The sequence below is a fragment of the Sporosarcina sp. Y1009 genome (assembly GCF_057669865.1).
This window is the reverse complement of the sequence record NZ_JBYHFO010000001.1, coordinates 128,238-146,162: the sequence shown is the minus strand read 5'-3', so window position 1 is coordinate 146,162 and position 17,925 is coordinate 128,238. Positions and strand designations below refer to the sequence as shown.

Below are 17,925 nucleotides of genomic sequence, written 5' to 3'. Positions count from 1 at the left end.
CAGTTTTTTATAGAAATGATTAATTCTTTACAGATTCAATTTCTTCCGTTAATTCAACAAGCTGATCGATTAAATCACCGATATAAGCGATTGTGTCGCGTAATGGTTTTTCTGTTGTAATGTCGACTCCGGCCATTTGTGAAAGTTCAGCAGGGGACTTAGTTCCACCAGCTTTCAACACTTCGAGCCATTCATCGACTGCAGGTTGACCTTCATCTAAAATGCGCTTCGAAACTTGCGTGGAGATTGTCAGTCCTGCACTGTAAGTATATGGATACAAGCCCATATAATAGTGAGGTTGGCGCATCCACGTCAGTTCAGCACCTTCGTTAATCTCAACGTCTTGACCCCAGAAATCTTCTAGAACTCCACGCTTTAACTCATTTAAGACATTGGCGTTTACGCTTCCGCCCGCATCAATGCGATCGTATACTTTGCGTTGGTATGCTGCTTCCAATAAATGCGTGACAAAGTTATGATAGTACGTTCGTGACACAATCGATGAGATCACCCAGCGTTTGAATTTTGGATCATCCGAGTTTTTCAATAAATGATTTGCCACTAACATCTCATTCATCGTAGACGGTGCTTCGACGAAATACATGGAAGGGCGCGCATTAAACACGTTTTGCTCACGGTTTGCATTATAGAAATGACCAGCATGTCCCAGTTCATGTGCCAGGACAAAAACATCTTCCATACTACCTGTCCAAGAAATCAAGATATATGGGTGGTAGCCGTGTGGACTTGAACAAAAGGCACCAGTTGACTTGCCTTTATTCTGAGCGAAGTCAATCCAACGTTCTTCGTATGAACGGTCAACCATATTGATGTAATCGTCACCCATAATGGCGAGTGCGTCGTCAATATACTTTTTAGATTCTTCAATCGTAATTTTCGGCTCGTACGACGGGTCAAGTGAAATTTTCAAATCTGCGAACGTCATTTTATCCAACCCATGAACTTTTTGAAGCAGTTTCGCGTACTTGCGCATATGCGGTGCAAGCTCTTTTGTGATCAAATCAATTTGACGGTCATACATCGATTTATCGACTTCTTGATTAAACAATAAATAATCGAAAACAGAATCATACCCACGTATATCAGCTGTTGTTTTTTCAGTTTGCAATTGCATATCATAAGTTTTTGCAGTTGTATGTTGATAATCTTTTAACTTTTTAGAAAAGGCACCAAAAGCAGCCCGGCGTTTAGAGGTGTCCGTTTCAGATTCCCAGTCGCCTTCAAATGAAACATAGCTTAATGGATAACTTTTTCCGTCTACTATGAAATCATCAAATGCCATATCGACCATTTTTGTTGTATTATACAGTCCGTATGGCGCGTTGAATGTTGACGAATAAGCAGCCAATGTTTTTTCTACTTCAGGATGTAGTTGATATTCTTTTTTCTTGATCAATTTTTCCAAGTAGTTTTTGAAATCGGGTGAAAGTTCCATAGCTTCTTTAAGCGTTTCAACTGGTAACTCAAGAAGTTCACTATTTACAAACGACAGTTTACTATTTACCTTTGCAGATGTTGAACTAAATTTACTGGAACGCATTTGTGCTTCATCGTTCGTTTGATCAGTGCTGGCAGCAAGGCTTGTATATGTGCCAACAGGAACAATCTTTTCGAAAAGCGTCAAATAGCCTTTAAGTGCCTCATTGACTGATGCGGCATCAGTTATTTTTCCGTTAAACTTCTCAGCATATGCTTCAACTTCACTTTCAAGCTCATCGACTGCAGCATTATAGTCTGCTTCAGTTTTGAATAGGTCTTCTAAATTCCATGTTTCTTCGAGCTTAACTTCTGAACGTGGTGGTAAACTTTTAACCATTCTCATCTCTCCCTGTGTCGTCCAATTCATGGACTTTAATATATTACGGTAATCGAACTAAATACTAGTATATAGCACCGAAGCCAAAATGTAAAAACGAATCTACACTTTGGCAACTTTCAGATATAGTGGTATATTTATTTTTTAGAAAGACGTTCAATTTCCTCCGAAAGAACGAAGGCCAAATCGTAATTTCCGAACATTTGCAAGACGTCCATCATAGTTTCATTATCAATGTCAAGATGATCTGCATCATCAATTTCTGAATAAACTTTTTGCAATAAGGCATTTTCCTGCTGCTCGGGATAAGCGCGCGCATACAGCTCATTCGGATTAAGTTCATGATTAACACACCACTGCACAAACAGCTGAATCATCAAATTCTCATCTTCTTGATATTTTTGAATCACTTGCTCGTCGATACTTTTAAACTCCTTCATGATTATGAACTCCTTTGTCTTACACGATGATATAAGTATATATGAAAAACATGTAGAGCAGGTAAACCTTAGATTCGACCTCTAAAATTAGAAAGGTGGGCGGATATGTACCCAAGAGCGAAGGTGTTAGGATTCGTTTATTGCGCGGAACAAATTTTGGTGGAAGAGTTTCATGGAAGACATTCAAAAGGCGAAGGTACCTTTTATCGACCAATAGGCGGGTCAATCGAATTTGGAGAAATGTCTAAGAGTGCATTGATTAGGGAGTATTTTGAGGAATTACAGGTTGACATTAAAATAGAACATTATCTTGGTTGTTTGGAAAACATTTTCAAAATTGATGATGAGATTGGCCATGAACTGATTCAATTATATGAAGTCGAATTTGCGAATGAGATGGATTATGCAAGAGAAATTTTTACTGTGACGGAGGGGAATAAAACTAGTATTGCTAAATGGATTTCCTTGGATGAATTTATCCCGCATTAACGGGCAGTAAGACTCCCACCTCAAGACTTGAGTTAAACGATAAGGATAGGTGGGAGATTAACTGCCCGTAAAAGCCCGATTGGTTCAACTAACAATCAGTTAGGAAGAATTGAACTGCATTCTTCTTTCGGGGATGAGGAAAACCCCACTGATTGAAGTTTCACTTTATTTTAAAACATAAAACGCTTTATCCAGATGGCTTATTGGAACAATTAACATTGAATCGCTAGAAGATAATGATTTATATTTCCGGTAGTAAAATACAAGGAGGAATGTGCATGGTGCATGTAAGACAAGTAACTCCTAATTTGTTGTTTAGAAATCAGGAAAACTTTTAGGGATATCTGCGTGATACACTTTCATTATCGGTGAACGAAAATACGTGGATGAAAGACTGGCAGCAATTAGCAAGTCGTTGTCAACTATCCAAATTTGAAACGATGAGTGAAGAAAACCTTTCTGAGTATAGTTGGAATACTGATAGTGTAGAAAAAACAATTCAAAAGACTATAAAAGAAGTAGAACAGTATTTCCCGCTTGAAAAACTAGATATTACTGTAGTACCAGCATTGCCATTTCCTTGGTTTAAAAACGTCGATCGTTCCCAATGGATTAATGGTTTTACCAACGGACCAAATAATATTCTCATTGCAGTTCCGCCAAATCCAGATTTTGAATTTTTACGCTATCTTGTTGCGCATGAAGCCCATCATGCATATTTTAAAAATCCAATCTATCAACTAACATTGGAAAATTTTACACTTGCAGAATGGCTTAAAATGGAGGGAACCGCTGAGTATTTTAGTCTGAAGCTATATCAAGATAGAGATGGTGGAAAGATAATTTTTCAAGCAAAGTCGAAAAGCATTATTGGGCGGAAGTAAAGAATCACTTACAAACGACAGATGATCAAGTAAAAGCTTCATTTTGTTTCGGGAATCCTTCAAAAGAATTGCCTTTGATGTGTGGCTATTCTTTTGGCTATGAATTGATAAAATCATATATGGAACGATACCCGAAAACGGATGTAAGCGAATTGTTTCATATTGAAGTAGAGCAGTTTATTTCAGCTTATGAAAGGAGCTCAACATGAAACAAAAAGAAATGAGTGAAATAAACAGACTTGGATGGAATCGATTTACTTATGAGGCTTGGGAGGGGAGGCATGGGGCGCCAAAGCAATATGCAGAAAAACTGAAAGAAAACCCGGAAAAACCTGTTCGATATTATCTAAATGAGCTCGGGGATGTTTCGGGTAAACGGATTTTGAATTTACTCGGGTCAAAAGGGAATAAAGCAGTATGTTTTGCGTTATTGGGTGCGGATGTAACAGTTGCCGACATTTCATCAGAAAATCAAAGGTATGCGCTGGAACTTGCAGAAGCGGCTGGAGTTTTCATTTCATATCTTGTAAGTGATGCACTTGATATCGATGAAAACGAACTTTCAACCTTTGACATCATTATTCTTGAAATGGGTGTACTCCATTATTTTCTTGATCTTCACCCGTTGTTTCAAAAAGTGACGAAACTTATGGATGAAACCAGTGTATTTATACTGAGAGATTATCATCCTTTTATTTCTAAAGTATTGGATTTTGAGAATGGTACTTCTGCAGTTAATGGAGATTACTTTAATGAGGATTATGTTGAAGTTGATGTAGCCTATGCGCATTTATTGACAGAGAAACAGCGACAGGATTTAAAGAGAAATATCATTCGAAGATGGACAATATCCGAAACGATTAACACTTTGGTGAATTCTGGATTATCGATACGGAAAATGAATGAAGACAAAGGAATTAGGTGGGCTTTTCCAAAGGATGCTCCTAATGGAATCGAAAATCGATTGCCGGGTACTTATGCAATCATTTCGACCATAAATAATAATTGACTAAATCATATCTTGGAGGAATTTTATATTGGACGTAAGATTGTTGAGACCGACAGTAAATTTAAAAGAAGAATATATTGAATACTATTCAGAATGGCATGCGGCGGGAGAGAAGATGAATCCCGGTATCCTTAGAAAGATGGATCCTAATCAGTTTGAAGAAATGATATACGCGCTCCGGGAAATCGAAGCAGGTAATCGAGAAGGGCATGGCTCTGAATCTGTCTGCTTTCTTGTAAATGAACAGAACCGCATTTTAGGTGCGGTCACCATCCGTCATTCCTTAACAGAAAGAATGCTTAATACAGAAGGGCATATCGGAGCAGGGATTCGACCATCGGAGCGGAGAAACGGTTACGCGACAAAAATCCTTGAGTTGGCATTAGGTAAAATGCGAGAAATGGGTATCCCAAAAGCGCTTGTTACATGCAATGAAGATAATATCGGATCGGAAAAAGCAATTATAAGAAATGGTGGCATCAAAACCAGTAATTTCCTAGAAGCACATGGAAATATTGTGAAGAGATATTGGATAACTTTATAGCAGTAGTGGATCCCCCGGAGAAGGCAACGTTTACCAGAAAGAACGCAACGTTATGCCCTGCGTAGGCAACGTTTTCTCGGTACGCAACGTAATGTCAAAAAAACGCAACGTTTCACCTCAAGTACGCAACATGCCCCACAAATCCCATTCAAGTTTGATTGCTAATAAAAAACTGTACGAGCCAATCAACATTTAACGGACCATCGACAATTTCGTAGTATAAGACTGAGTTTTGAATGATAAGATCCTCTGTTACGATTATGCTTAACGTATTGCCGTTTTCATCTTGTAAACTCACACTAAACTGTTCAATATTGTCAAATGGGTCAATTTCTTCAGGTGTTAACTTTCGCACATTATAATTTTGTAGGAAATATAATAGACTTTCGATTTCACTCGGCTCGTCGACAACCCAAGAATGGGCTTGTGAATCGGCTAAACTAGGTTTTGTAAAAATCAGCGAGCTAAAATGCGCATTCATCGGCGCTAAAATTTCATTGAAGTTTTTTTGTTCGAATTCTTGATAAGACTGCAACATGGCGTATGTGCCACCAATCATTAAAGCAATCAGCAGAATCGCTCTAAATTTCATCCTCAATCCTCCCTGTACTGTAGTATACGCATCCTCTCATTGTTTCACTTGCACATTTATACCAAAGCTAGTATTCTTCCACTATTTTCGTGAAAATGATTAACTAAATGGTATACTTGTAATTGTGGGAAGATTACAAAGGGGTGATTTTTATGACGGATAATAAAACGGTTAATCATGCAATTCAAGATGACTATCCAGATGATTTTGCGTGGTGTTTTGGCTGCGGACGTTTAAATGAGGATGGGTATCATTTTAGAACCGGTTGGGAAGGGGAACAAACGGTTACATATTATGAACCATCTTCAAAACATATTGCGATTCCAGGATTTGTATATGGCGGTTTGATTGCTTCATTTGTGGATTGTCATGGAACTGGATCAGCATCGCTCGCTTTGCATCGTAAGAATGGGAATGAACCAGGTAGCGTGGAAGAGCCGCCGCGCTTTGTGACCGCTTCGTTGAATGTCAATTATGTTAAACCTACTCCGCAGGGCACTTTGTTGAAAGCAGTTGGGACAGTCGAAGAAATACATCCGAAAAAATGGAGAGTTATGATAGATGTTTTTGCAGATGATACACTTTGTGCAACAGGAGAAGTCATTGGTGTCGTCATGCCAGAAACCTTTGGCAATAAAAAATAATTCTCAAAGCCGATAAAAATATTTCGGCTTTTTTCATGAAAACTTTATGAAGTATTTAATATTCGAAGGGGAGAATTTAGTGTGAAGAGGGCGTTCGAGATGTCAATTCGAAAACGACTGCTGTTGTCAAATAGTGCAATCGTGGTTGTGCCGTTCCTCACATTCCTTATGTTAGAAAAGATTATTGGTTTTGTACTCAAATAGGTGTACTTGGAATTTTGGTTTCCTTCATTGCTTAAAATAGCACATGACTCAGTCGCCGAGATTATAAAAGGGATGCCGCAAAACTTGAGTCAGTCGATTCCGTGTCAGGATAATCGATTTATAGTGAATATTGATTAGCAGTAGGGTACGAGATTATCATATAATTGGCGTGAGTGCCTTCGTTTCATCGATGAAAATAAATGCATCGTACCTCTCGTTAATAATGGAAGGTACGTAATTTGCAGGGGCTTCATAATCAGGATGGTAAACCAGACCAATTGCACGATGGCCAAACCATCTTGTAAATGCCTCACGGTTTTCTTCATTAAATAGTAAGATTTTATTGAATGCGCCTGCTTCATGTAAGGCAGATTCCCAAGACTCTTTCATAGCAGGCGGGACGTTCATTATCTCATAAGGCTTTCCCCATTCATCTGCGGCAATCACTGTCCCACGATAAGTGCCGAAGCCAATGGCGTATACGTCCTCTTTACGGTTTTGCTCGCGAATTAATTGCCCAACATTAACCATTCCATCCTCCTTCATTGTCGTGGCTCTAGCATCGCCAATATGGGTATTATGTTCCCAAACAATTACTTTTGTATGTTCTCCGTGAAATTTTCGCAGCTCATTTATCGCTTCAACCATATGTTCGTCACGAACATTCCAAGAGTTTGCATCACTCTTAAAAGAGGTACGGTAATACTTTTCGGCATTATGAACCACTAAAGTATTTAATACTAGATTAAGTCGCTGTTCGAATTCACACGGATAAAGCGCTTCATTTGCCCGGATTGATGATAAAAGCGCTTCTACTTGAGCGGTGCAACTTTCTGGGAAATGCGCGGTAGCCATAGCGTAATGTTCTGTAGAGTGATTAAAACCTTCAAAACAATCTGCAACCTTCATCGCAAGTTTATAATCATCTCCAGTTGGATCGGCATGTTTTAAATAAGTAATGACTTCTTCGATTGACTCAAAAAGGCTATATAAATCGATGCCATTGAAACCAACTTTTCGACTCGTGTCTAGTTGTGAATTATGATTTTTCAACCAGTCTACTAACTCAACGACTTCTTCGTTTGCCCACATCCAAGTTGGCCATCGATTGAATGCGTTTAATGCCTCTTTGGTGGTCATTTTCGTATCTTCATACCCCTTGATATACTGGTTAACTCGGCGTGATGAGGGCCAATCACCCTCAACTGCAATGAGTGAAAATCCTTTTTCTTCAATTAGACGCTTCGATATTTCTGCACGAACCGAATAAAACTCAGATGTTCCGTGGCTAGCTTCTCCGAGTAATACGATGTTTGCGTCTCCAATGGATTCAAGTATGGTAGAAAGATTATCATTGTGATTGAAAGGGATTGAATAATCTTGAATCGCTTTTACTAGTGAACGAGTCATTATGAAAACTCCTTTATGAATTTACGTATTTTCCTAGTATGTCCAAATTTAAGGCATATTAAAATAAAAATGTCGTGACAGTCATTTAAAATAAGGTACAATTAAACTAACGGAAAAATCAAACAGGGGTGATGGAATTGTTATTAGCATTTGGTATCGTTTTAGTCGTCATGTGCGTGCCTATAACAGCAATTATTACGGAACACAAAAGAAAAATCGCGAAAATAACAGTTGAAATAACACATGAACAAATTGAGCTTGAAAGGCTTAAACAACAAAATTTTATCATCGAGACTGAAAAAATGAAATTAGAACTCGAAAAAATGAAATTGGATTACACACCGCAATCGAATGAAGTTTTTAAAAATACAACCGATAGGTGAGGTGGATCTATATGTCAGGTGATTCGAATAATCCTATTCAATATAATGATTTAATTGGTGATATCTTAAAAAAGCATACTTCAGAAGGCGGAATGGATAATTTGAAAGGTACTGGAAAACCACTACCGAAAGAATATTTTTCTGGAGATACCTTTCAGCATTTTCAACGTATCGCAGATGACGCGGGGTATAAGCCCTATTGGCTAAGTCTTAGCCATGAAATACGTCAAGAGCTCCATTCGATGATTGAAGTTATGGAAGTAAGCCCAAAAGATGAATTAAATAAACGAATTACGGAAGTAAACGGAAAAATCATAAACTATAATAAGGCCTGCCCACCACCGCTGCAAAAAGGACAAGTAACACTTGCATCTATAAAAAGCGCTGTCTCATTTTGGTAATCAATTATAAAATGAAACCTTCTATTATCTCATCCGTATAATAAACTACAAGAAATCAATTGGAGGTTTTTTAAATGGAGAATACAGGGATGAAGATATTAATTCATGCAAGCGCATTTTTCGCACCTTTCTTAGTACCCGTCATTATGTTTTTTATCAGTGATGACCAGCATATTAAAAACCTTTCAATACAGGCGATTCTTTTTCAATTAATCATAGGTTTGTTGATCACAATATCTGCAATATTATCATTCATTTTGATCGGTCTACCATTCTTAATTGGATTCAGTCTCATATGGTTGATTGTTCCAATCATCGGTATTGTGAAAGCACTTCAAAATCAACACTATAATTATCCGATTATTGGAAGGTTTTTTCAATAAACTGACATAAAACGCAACCGTTAGTAAGAAATGGTTGCGTTTTTTTGTTGAAAATTAATCATGTTAGAAGAAAAATCTGAATATGGTAGAGTATAGCTATTATGCGAAAACAAAAAATGAGAGGGGAATCGCATGAAGGTCAAATTTAATCTAGTGACCCAAATTTTCATCGCATTTGTACTCGCCGTAATATTGGGTGGTATTTTTGGTAGCTCTATTGACTTTTTAAAGCCATTTGGGGATTTGTTTTTAAGACTCATTAAATTTATCATTGCGCCACTTATTTTATCGACGCTAGTTGTAGGAGTAGCTAGTTCAACGGATCCAAAGCAATTAGGGCGGATTGGTTTAAAGACAATGGCCTATTATTTAGGGACAACCGCTATTGCAATTATTATTGGATTAGCAATCGCTTTTATGATTTCACCTGGTAAAGGCTTGGATATTTCTACCGAAGGGCTTGTCGTTCCAGAAGCAGCAGCTCAAGAGCAACAAGGCACAATTACAACTATATTAAATATTATTCCTGAAAATCCATTCACTGCACTTGCGAACGGTAATATTTTACAAATTATTTTCTTTGCTTTATTTATTGGTTTGGCCATTACGTTTATCGGTGAAAAAGCTCAACCAGTTTATCAGTTTTTTGAAGGCTTTGCGGAAATCATGTATAAAATCACTGGAATTGTGATGAAAGTAGCACCAATTGGAATTCTAGGTTTACTTGCGCCGATTATCGGACAATATGGAGTTTCTGTGTTATTACCTTTACTCAAGGTAATTATTGCGGTCTATCTGGCTTGTATACTACATGCGGTAATTATCTATTCAACTGCTGTTAAAATGTGGGGTAAAATGAGCCCAATTAAGTTTTTTAAAGGAATATCACCGGCTGCACTCGTCGCATTTAGTACAGCAAGTAGTTCAGGTACGTTACCGGTGACAATTAAAAATACGAATGAAAATCTCGGTGTACCAAGTAGAATATCAAGTTTTGTCTTACCGCTTGGTGCTACGATTAATATGGATGGAACAGCCATTTATCAAGGCGTAGCGGTCATTTTCATTGCTCAGTTTTACGGATTAGAATTAACGTTTCTACAACTTCTTACAGTTGTATTAATGACTATTTTGGCATCAATTGGGACTGCAGGTGTTCCAGGTGCTGGAATGATTATGTTAGCGATGGTCTTAACGTCTGTTAACATGCCGCTTGAAGGCATTGCCTTGATTGCCGGTATTGACCGCGTCTTGGATATGATGCGCACAAGTGTTAACATTGTTGGTGATGCATCAGCTGCGGTAGTCGTTGCAGGGACAGAAAAAATTGAAAAATAGCCTACTAGAAAAAATGATTTGAACCAATTGGTAATTTAAACGTCTTTTAAGGGAATAGTAACGAATGGAAATATATTATCTTTGGGGGGAGAATTGTCAGTGAATAAAATCGACGAAAAACTAAACCATCAAAAATTGCAAAAGGACAATCCAACTAAAGAATTTGAAGAAAAAGTCGAACCAAGAATAGAGGTACGTGCAGAGAGATTTTATATTGCATTCCCTGTTGAAATAACCTTGAAAGAATGGGATAAAGCCAATGCCTTATTTGAAGAACTTTTTGAGTGGTTAAACAAGAAAGGACTTCAACCCAATGGCGCACCTTTTTTTCGCTACTGGACGTTTGACGATAATAACCAAAGATTTAAATTAGAAGTTGGAATCCCTGTAGTCAATGCAACATTTGGTGATGAAAGAGTGATTGCAGACACGACACCAGAAGGGAAATACGTGATTATCACCCATAAAGGACATCCAGACCGTATCCATGAAACAGTCAATATATTAGAAGAATGGTCCAAAGAACGTGGTTTAATCCTGGATAAAAGTGTAAAAGGAAATGAAGAAAACTGGGGCGGTCGGTTTGAATATTATTTAACGGATCCACAGGTTGAGCCAGATCGTACTAAATGGTCAATTGAAATTGCCTTTAAGCTTCAAGAGTAAAACAAATAAACCTTCTACGCAGAAGAAATTCTTCATGCGTAGAAGGTTTATTTTAATAGGGTTCTGCATCATGACCTTTTTGAATTGCTTTTTCGGGTGCCTTGTCGCCATCTCTGTTCCCTAGAGGTTTTTGGCTAGAATCTCCTTTGATAGCATTCTGAATGCCTTCACGTAAACGCCTACCATAATCTTCGTCAGCTTCTTCGGCAAGCGCAATCATTTTCTTGCGAATACGCACATCGCAGTTGGAAAGATCCGCAACTAAATTGGCAATTAAATCATCTTTTTCCCATTGTTCAAACATGCGATAAGTTTCGCCAGCTTGCTTCGTATTACTTTGTCTTTCGATTGATTCGCGAACTAAATTCCCTTCGATATAGGGTTTGTATTCTTTGTTAGTTTGTTCTGCCTCTTGTAATCCGCCTAATATTGATGGTTCATAGTTAATATGAGGATTTTGTCCAGGGCCACGGTCCAATTTATATTGCATTTGGCCGCCGCTTTGATTGGTTGCAACATGCTTTTTAGGTGCATTAATGGGCAGTTGTAAATAGTTTGCGCCAACTCGGTGACGTTGTGTATCTGAGTAAGAGAATGTTCGACCCTGTAGCATTTTATCATCAGAGAAATCCAGTCCGTCAACGAGGACACCTGTACCAAATGCAGCTTGCTCTACTTCGGTAAAATAATCTTCTGGATTTCGATTTAACACCATTTTACCCACAGGTAACCAAGGAAATTGATCTTCAGGCCACAACTTTGTATCATCGAGCGGGTCGAAATCGAGTTCAGGATGTTCGCCGTCACTCATAATTTGAACATGGAGCTCCCACTCAGGATAATCTCCTTGTTCAATCGCATCATATAAGTCTTGTGTTGCATGGTTAAAATTCTCCGCTTGGATTTCGCTTGCTTCTTTTTGAGTTAAGTTTTTAATCCCCTGCTTTGGTTCCCAATGATATTTCACAAGAACAGCCTCGCCATCACGATTCACCCATTTATAAGTGTTAACGCCGGATCCTTGCATCATTCGATAATTTGCTGGAATGCCCCAAGGTGAATAGACGAATGTCACCATGTGAAATGACTCTGGTGAATTCGCACAGAAGTCAAAAAAACGTTCACTATCTTGAATATTTGTAATCGGATCGGGCTTAAACGCATGAATCATATCAGGGAATTTTATCGCATCGCGAATGAAAAAAATTTTAAGATTATTTCCAACCAGATCCCAGTTTCCGTCTTCTGTATAAAACTTTACTGCAAACCCACGTGGATCGCGGAGGGTTTCGGGGGAGTGTCCTCCGTGTATAACACTTGAAAAACGTACGAAAACGGGTGTTTTTTTACCATTTTCTTGAAAGAGTTTAGCACGTGTATATTTTGAGATTGGTTCATCTCCAGCCGTTCCGTATGCCTCAAAATAACCATGTGCGCCAGCACCTCTAGCATGGACAACGCGTTCAGGGATACGTTCTCTGTCAAAATGACTAATCTTCTCTAGAAAATCGTAGTTTTCTAAAACTGCAGGCCCACGATTACCAACGGTACGCAGGTTTTGATTATCAGTGATGGGGTGTCCTTGTCTGTTTGTTAATGTATCATCATGTTCTTCGTTCATGTTTTCTTTTGATTGATCAGTTGACATCTGTTTCCACCTCAAGTTTATATTTTTCAAAAGCTTGTATCTCACCATTTATACTCTTGTCTAATTGGGAAGAAATCATTCATTTTATGCGAATAAGTTTATGCATTTGAAAGACTTTGTTGTATTTGGTGAAGAAACACTGATTGGAAACATATACATTAGAAAACATTGAAATGGGTGAGGGGTGTCCTGTTTGTTAAAAAAGGGATTATTATTACAATAGGGAGTTTCTTTATTGCGTTTGGAGTAAATGGATTTCTTTTGCCGTTTGGCTTGTTAGACGGGGGGCACTCGGCATTAGTCTTATATTTCACTATGTGATGAATGTTAGAGTTGGTCTTACCTTTTTGTTTATAAGCATTCCCATATTTTTATTTGCATGGGTTTATTATCGTCGTTTTTTTTACAATGGTCTCCACGGGATGCTGATGTCATCTCTAATCATCGATGTAGTTGCCTCCATGAATCTCTTTGGACAAGGAATCGTTGGACATCCACTCACAAGCGCGATGTTGGGTGGAATCTTTATAGGCATTGGCGCAGGGACTATGCTTCGTTATGACATTAGTATAGGCGGGACTGATTTACTTGCACAAATGCTCGCAAGCAAATTGAAGATAAATTCAGGTGTTGCCATTTTTTTCTTTGATTTTATAATTGTCATGATTGGTAGTTTCATCGTTATTTCTGCACATTTAGTATTATCATTCACAACGGTTTTCTTAACCGGATTAACAATCAGTATGATTGTAGCTACTGCATCTAAATCCAAAAATGTCGTTGCGGAGCCAATCGCTTCGAGGTGATTGTATGTATGATATGCATCTCTTGTTCTATCCCTGTATAATAAGGATATAAGTATGATTAAAAGGATGTGTGTTGCATGACGACGATTGGTTTTGTAAGACATGGTGTAACATCTTGGAACAAAGAAGGAAGAGCGCAAGGAAGTTCAGATATTCCATTAGACGAAGAAGGAATAGAAATGGCGGAGCATGTAGCGAAAAGGCTGGTAAATGAACCGTGGGATGTCATCTACACAAGCCATCTTCTTCGTGCTAAAAAGACTGCGGAAATCATTGCTGAAAGAAAACCTACTGTCGAATTATTCGTGGATGAACGTTTACGTGAATTGGGCGGCGGACAAGTCGAGGGAACGACAGAAGCAGAACGGCTTGAAAAATGGGGTGAAACCTGGCGAGATTTAGATTTAGGCTTTGAAAGACACGAGGATCTTATCGCCAGAGGGACGGCCTTCATAGAAGATGTAAAAACAAAGCATCCGAATCAGCGCGTATTAGTGGTAAGCCACGGAAGTTTCATCCGTCGATTGGTGCGAGAACTAGTCGCAAATGATGATTTTAATAGTAGTTTAGGTAATACTTCCGTTACGGTTGTAAAGCTCCAAGACGATATCAATAACTGTGAACTCTATAATTGTATGGAACATTTGAAAGTTTAAGAGGTCAATAATTGAGGAATTACTGATTGCTTTAAGGCATTTTTCCTGAAGCAATCTTTTATTATTCCCTTATACCTGTTGACTTTATAAACCACCTGTAATATATTTATTACAGGTGGTAAATTTTACTTTATATGTTTGAGAAGAGGGCGGTATAATGGGAGAAATAATTTTTGTAACCAACATCTCAAAAACTGTAAAATCAACGAGGAAAATAATATGGAAAATGAACGGTTAACTGGTGATGAACTCCTTGCACTGTTCGAAGCTTTGTCAAACCCACATAGACTGAATATTATTTCTGTTTTGGGCTTTGGTAGGCAATATGTGAGTCAGTTAGCGAGGGACACTGAAATGAGTCGACCACTGTTGTACATGCACTTGAAGAAACTTGAACTAGCAGGCATCGTGAAAAGCGAAATGGAGCTTTCAGAGGATGGAAAAGCAATGAAGTTTTATGAGCTTATTTCATTTGATTTTCATATAAATCAAGAAATGATAACGAGGGCCGTCAAAACATTAACGACTAAAAAGAAAGAAGGGAAATAACAATGGGATTTAATAGTTTTGGTTTGCTTGCTATAGTGCCAATTTTATTTTGGCTTGCAATTTTCATTCTCGTTATTGTTCTTATCGTGAAATTTTCGAAAAAACAATCTGGACCAACGAATGAAGTACTATTTCAAAAGGTAGTGGATTCCATTCAACTCCAACAGGAATCTTTACAACAACAGCAACTTTTAGCTGATGAATTGAGTGAAGTGAAAAGTCGACTACAATCAGTAGAGAAAATCTTGAAAGAAGTTGAATAAGCAGTTGAAAACACGACATCTATAATGGTTTCGTGTTTTATTTAATTAATGAAGGATTTTTCCATTCCATTATTGAAATAAAAGTAGACTCGTTTTATAAAAAGGGGATGGTGTGAATTGTTGGTTGTTAAACAAATAACTCCTGAAGATACTTATCAAATTAGACATATCGTCTTACGTCCAAATCAAACACTTGACGACTGCAAATATGGTGATGATTTTCAAAAAAATGCTTTTCATCTCGGCGCTTTCCAACATGGAAAACTAATAAGCATCGCATCTTATTATGAAGAACAAAACGCTAGCTTCGATGAGGATGTACAATATCGCTTAAGGGGCATGGCCACTTTACATGATTTAAGAAATCTAGGAGCAGGCCGCGCGCTGATTGAAGCTGCTGAAACAATCCTTATAAATCGAAATGCTGACTTGTGGTGGTGCAATGCCAGGGTTTCCGCAAGTAGTTATTATGAAAAATTGGGATTGAATGTATTTGGCGCTGTATTTACTATCGATCCGATTGGACCACATAAATTAATGTATAAAAAATTTATGTAGTCATGTACCTTGACAAAGTATCTCGAATTCAAGATAATGTGTATTAAGGAGTGAGCGATAATGACGATGAAAACAATGGGCATCCATCATATTACAGCGATTGTAGGTGACCCGCAGGAAAATGTTGATTTTTATGCAAGTGTGTTAGGATTGCGTTTGGTAAAGAAAACGGTGAATTTTGGAGATAAAGTTCGGTATCATTTATATTTTGGAAACGAAGAAGGGTCCCCGGGAACACTGATAACCTTTTTTGCTTGGCCAGGTGCCGAAATCGGTCAGGTAGGCGATGGTGAAGTCGGTGTATCTTCATACGTAGTTCCGATAGGTGCTATAGAATTTTGGAGAAATAGACTTGAAAACTTTAAAGTATCGTACACTGAAACTGAGCGATTTGGCGAACATTTTTTACAATTCCAAGATCCTCACGGCCTTACTTTAGAAATAGTGGAACGTGAAGAAGGTGAATCTAACAAATGGGCATTTGGAGGTGTCACCGAAGACGTGGCTATTAAAGGGCTCGGCGGAGCAACCCTTTATTCCGCGAAATCAACCGAAACAGCGGACGTATTGGACAATATATTAGGGCTTGAGTTAGTTGGCAGAGAAGGCGACTATATTCGTTTTAAATCGGAAAGTAAATTGGGCAATATCATAGACATAAAGGCGACATCTTTTGGTAAAGGCCATCAAGGACCTGGTGTTGTGCATCATATCGCTTGGCGAACGAAGGATGACGGGGAACAGTTGGAGTGGAAAAGCTTTGTTGAAGAAAAGGGCTTTGAAGTGACTCCGGTAAGAGATCGAAATTACTTTAAAGCAATTTACTTTAAAGAACACGGTGGTACCTTATTTGAAATTGCTACGGATCCACCTGGATTTGCACATGACGAATCATTGGAAACAATGGGTGAAAAAATCATGCTTCCAGCGCAATTTGAAGATGAAAGAGAAGAACTCGAAAGTATTTTAATTCCTGTAGAGGTAAGAGAGATAACATAACTGAGGAGTGATTTTTTGATTTCAATTGATCCGTCGAAGAATAAGGAAAGAGATAATTACAAGCTCATGATTGGCAGTATAATTCCAAGACCAATCGCATTTGTAACATCGCTGGCTGAAGATGGAACGTTGAACGGCGCTCCATTTAGTTATTTTAATATCGTTTCTTCCAATCCGCCGATGATATCGATTACTGTTCAATATAAGGGGAACGAAAAAAAAGATACTGCGCGTAATATTATTCATCATAAAGAATTCGTTGTTCATATTGTGGACGAGGAAAACGTTGAGAAAATCAACCAGACTGCTGCGAATCTTCCTTCAAATGAGAGTGAAGTCATTGCTGCTGGTTTAACAGAGAAGCCAAGTACGATCATTACAGTTCCAGGAATTGAAGAGTCTCGGATTCGCATGGAATGTACGTTGGAAAAGGTCGTTGAATTTGACGGGTGTGATCTTATTATTGGTAAAATTGTTCAATTCCATATTAGTAAAGACATTTACGAGGACGGAAAAATTGATCCAAGAGGACTCGCAGCAGTGAGCCGTTTAGCTGGTAGTAGCTATGCGAAAGTCGGGGAGATTTTTGATATAGAAAGACCGAATTGATTACTAACATCGTTTAGGAAGAGGGCTTTACAAATGGATAACCAATTAAAATCACATTTTGAAAACCTAGAAGGGCCAGATAAAAACCTTCAATATGAGGCTTTTACAAGTATCTTAGCAGCCACTGGGGATAAAGTAGATTGGGCTTATGAAGTTTGGGATCAATTCCTGGAGTGGTTAACAGATGCTGACAATCATCGGAGGTCTAGGGCTGCACAGTTTTTAGCAGGCTTGGCAATAAGTGATCCTGAAAAAAGGATTCTTACGGTTTTTCCAGCACTTTGGGAAGTGACGAAAGATCCAAAGTTCGTCACAGCACGACATAGCCTGCAAGCTATTTGGCGGGTAGGATTAGCTGGTGAAGAACAAAAGAACCTTGTCATCAACCATTTCATTGATCGATTTCAAAGTGGTGAAAATGAAAAGAACTACACATTGAGACGGTTTGATATGATTCAAGGACTTAAAAATCTATATGATGAATTAGAAGATGAACATATCAAACGAACTGCTCTTGAGTTAATTGAATTGGAAGAAGACCCGAAATATCGTAAGAAATATAGCGCTGTTTGGAAATGAATTAATCTGAAAAGGGATGCCAACGCATCCCTTT

At 38.2% G+C, this 17,925-nt stretch carries 23 protein-coding genes and 1 pseudogene; 19 read left to right on the top strand and 5 right to left on the bottom strand.

Features of this window, described 5'->3' with window-relative positions:
• Positions 1-19: 19 nt before the first annotated feature.
• Positions 20-1,837, bottom strand: a complete 1,818-nt coding sequence (gene pepF, locus AC25Y1_RS00725; RefSeq protein WP_488146020.1) for an oligoendopeptidase F — start codon at positions 1,835-1,837, stop codon at positions 20-22.
• Positions 1,838-1,974: 137 nt separating this feature from the next.
• Positions 1,975-2,277 carry a hypothetical protein gene (locus AC25Y1_RS00720; RefSeq protein ID WP_488146019.1) on the bottom strand — a complete coding sequence of 101 codons (303 nt, stop codon included), beginning with the start codon at positions 2,275-2,277 and terminating at the stop codon, positions 1,975-1,977.
• A 105-nt stretch (positions 2,278-2,382) separates the two neighbouring features.
• On the opposite strand from AC25Y1_RS00720, the gene AC25Y1_RS00715 reads away from it, so the two are divergent.
• The 5 genes and pseudogenes from AC25Y1_RS00715 (at position 2,383) to AC25Y1_RS00695 (ending at position 5,203) form a co-directional block, all read left to right on the top strand.
• Positions 2,383-2,766, top strand: a complete 384-nt coding sequence (locus AC25Y1_RS00715) for an NUDIX hydrolase (protein WP_488146018.1) — start codon at positions 2,383-2,385, stop codon at positions 2,764-2,766.
• A gap of 368 nt (positions 2,767-3,134) precedes the next feature.
• Positions 3,135-3,650, top strand: coding sequence for a DUF2268 domain-containing putative Zn-dependent protease (locus tag AC25Y1_RS00710; protein ID WP_488146017.1), 516 nt, complete (start codon positions 3,135-3,137; stop codon positions 3,648-3,650).
• 8 nt (positions 3,651-3,658) lie between these two features.
• A pseudogene (locus tag AC25Y1_RS00705) lies at positions 3,659-3,859 on the top strand (DUF2268 domain-containing putative Zn-dependent protease); the annotation flags it as partial.
• On the top strand, positions 3,856-4,659 hold the full coding sequence (locus AC25Y1_RS00700) for a class I SAM-dependent methyltransferase (RefSeq protein WP_488146016.1): 804 nt from the start codon (positions 3,856-3,858) through the stop codon (positions 4,657-4,659). The pseudogene AC25Y1_RS00705 and the gene AC25Y1_RS00700, both read left to right, overlap by 4 nt.
• Positions 4,660-4,687: 28 nt before the next feature.
• Positions 4,688-5,203 (top strand): GNAT family N-acetyltransferase, encoded by a 516-nt coding sequence (locus tag AC25Y1_RS00695; protein WP_488146015.1) that lies wholly within the window; start codon positions 4,688-4,690, stop codon positions 5,201-5,203.
• A gap of 148 nt (positions 5,204-5,351) precedes the next feature.
• Here AC25Y1_RS00695 and AC25Y1_RS00690 read toward each other — a convergent pair whose 3' ends face one another.
• The gene (locus tag AC25Y1_RS00690; protein WP_488146014.1) at positions 5,352-5,795 is read right to left on the bottom strand and encodes a hypothetical protein; all 444 of its coding nucleotides are present in this window, start codon (positions 5,793-5,795) and stop codon (positions 5,352-5,354) included.
• Between the two features lie 152 nt (positions 5,796-5,947).
• Between AC25Y1_RS00690 and AC25Y1_RS00685 the strand changes: the two genes are divergently transcribed.
• Entirely contained in the window at positions 5,948-6,439 is a 492-nt protein-coding gene (locus AC25Y1_RS00685) for a PaaI family thioesterase (RefSeq protein ID WP_488146013.1), read from the top strand.
• A 360-nt stretch (positions 6,440-6,799) separates the two neighbouring features.
• Here the strand turns inward: AC25Y1_RS00685 and AC25Y1_RS00680 are convergent, their stop codons facing one another.
• A complete protein-coding gene (locus AC25Y1_RS00680) occupies positions 6,800-8,053 on the bottom strand; it encodes an erythromycin esterase family protein (protein WP_488146012.1) in 1,254 nt (417 codons plus the stop codon).
• Between the two features lie 131 nt (positions 8,054-8,184).
• On the opposite strand from AC25Y1_RS00680, the gene AC25Y1_RS00675 reads away from it, so the two are divergent.
• The 5 genes from AC25Y1_RS00675 to AC25Y1_RS00655 all read left to right on the top strand — a co-directional run bounded on the left by AC25Y1_RS00675 (position 8,185) and on the right by AC25Y1_RS00655 (position 11,224).
• Positions 8,185-8,436: a hypothetical protein gene (locus tag AC25Y1_RS00675; protein WP_488146011.1), complete on the top strand. Its 252-nt coding sequence runs from the start codon at positions 8,185-8,187 to the stop codon at positions 8,434-8,436.
• Positions 8,437-8,447: 11 nt separating this feature from the next.
• On the top strand, positions 8,448-8,837 hold the full coding sequence (locus AC25Y1_RS00670) for a DnaJ family domain-containing protein (RefSeq protein WP_488146010.1): 390 nt from the start codon (positions 8,448-8,450) through the stop codon (positions 8,835-8,837).
• 74 nt (positions 8,838-8,911) lie between these two features.
• On the top strand, positions 8,912-9,220 hold the full coding sequence (locus AC25Y1_RS00665; RefSeq protein ID WP_488146009.1) for a magnetosome magnetite crystal formation protein family: 309 nt from the start codon (positions 8,912-8,914) through the stop codon (positions 9,218-9,220).
• 132 nt (positions 9,221-9,352) lie between these two features.
• Positions 9,353-10,558: a dicarboxylate/amino acid:cation symporter gene (locus AC25Y1_RS00660; protein WP_488146008.1), complete on the top strand. Its 1,206-nt coding sequence runs from the start codon at positions 9,353-9,355 to the stop codon at positions 10,556-10,558.
• A 99-nt stretch (positions 10,559-10,657) separates the two neighbouring features.
• Positions 10,658-11,224 (top strand): GyrI-like domain-containing protein, encoded by a 567-nt coding sequence (locus AC25Y1_RS00655; protein WP_488146007.1) that lies wholly within the window; start codon positions 10,658-10,660, stop codon positions 11,222-11,224.
• 52 nt (positions 11,225-11,276) lie between these two features.
• On the opposite strand, the gene AC25Y1_RS00650 is transcribed toward AC25Y1_RS00655, so the two are convergent.
• Entirely contained in the window at positions 11,277-12,872 is a 1,596-nt protein-coding gene (locus AC25Y1_RS00650) for a catalase (RefSeq protein WP_488146006.1), read from the bottom strand.
• Positions 12,873-13,192: 320 nt separating this feature from the next.
• Here AC25Y1_RS00650 and AC25Y1_RS00645 point away from each other — a divergent pair, with 320 nt between their 5' ends.
• From AC25Y1_RS00645 to AC25Y1_RS00610, 8 genes are all read left to right on the top strand, one after another.
• Positions 13,193-13,678, top strand: coding sequence for a YitT family protein (locus tag AC25Y1_RS00645; protein ID WP_488146005.1), 486 nt, complete (start codon positions 13,193-13,195; stop codon positions 13,676-13,678).
• 77 nt (positions 13,679-13,755) lie between these two features.
• The gene (locus tag AC25Y1_RS00640; RefSeq protein ID WP_488146004.1) at positions 13,756-14,334 is read left to right on the top strand and encodes a histidine phosphatase family protein; all 579 of its coding nucleotides are present in this window, start codon (positions 13,756-13,758) and stop codon (positions 14,332-14,334) included.
• A 219-nt stretch (positions 14,335-14,553) separates the two neighbouring features.
• Positions 14,554-14,883 (top strand): ArsR/SmtB family transcription factor, encoded by a 330-nt coding sequence (locus tag AC25Y1_RS00635; protein WP_488146003.1) that lies wholly within the window; start codon positions 14,554-14,556, stop codon positions 14,881-14,883.
• 2 nt (positions 14,884-14,885) lie between these two features.
• Positions 14,886-15,146, top strand: a complete 261-nt coding sequence (locus AC25Y1_RS00630) for a hypothetical protein (protein WP_488146002.1) — start codon at positions 14,886-14,888, stop codon at positions 15,144-15,146.
• Positions 15,147-15,263: 117 nt separating this feature from the next.
• Positions 15,264-15,704, top strand: a complete 441-nt coding sequence (locus AC25Y1_RS00625) for a GNAT family N-acetyltransferase (protein WP_488146001.1) — start codon at positions 15,264-15,266, stop codon at positions 15,702-15,704.
• Positions 15,705-15,764: 60 nt separating this feature from the next.
• The gene (locus tag AC25Y1_RS00620) at positions 15,765-16,703 is read left to right on the top strand and encodes a ring-cleaving dioxygenase (protein ID WP_488146000.1); all 939 of its coding nucleotides are present in this window, start codon (positions 15,765-15,767) and stop codon (positions 16,701-16,703) included.
• 15 nt (positions 16,704-16,718) lie between these two features.
• The gene (locus AC25Y1_RS00615; RefSeq protein ID WP_488145999.1) at positions 16,719-17,312 is read left to right on the top strand and encodes a flavin reductase family protein; all 594 of its coding nucleotides are present in this window, start codon (positions 16,719-16,721) and stop codon (positions 17,310-17,312) included.
• A 33-nt stretch (positions 17,313-17,345) separates the two neighbouring features.
• Entirely contained in the window at positions 17,346-17,891 is a 546-nt protein-coding gene (locus AC25Y1_RS00610) for a hypothetical protein (protein ID WP_488145998.1), read from the top strand.
• Positions 17,892-17,925: the final 34 nt, after the last annotated feature.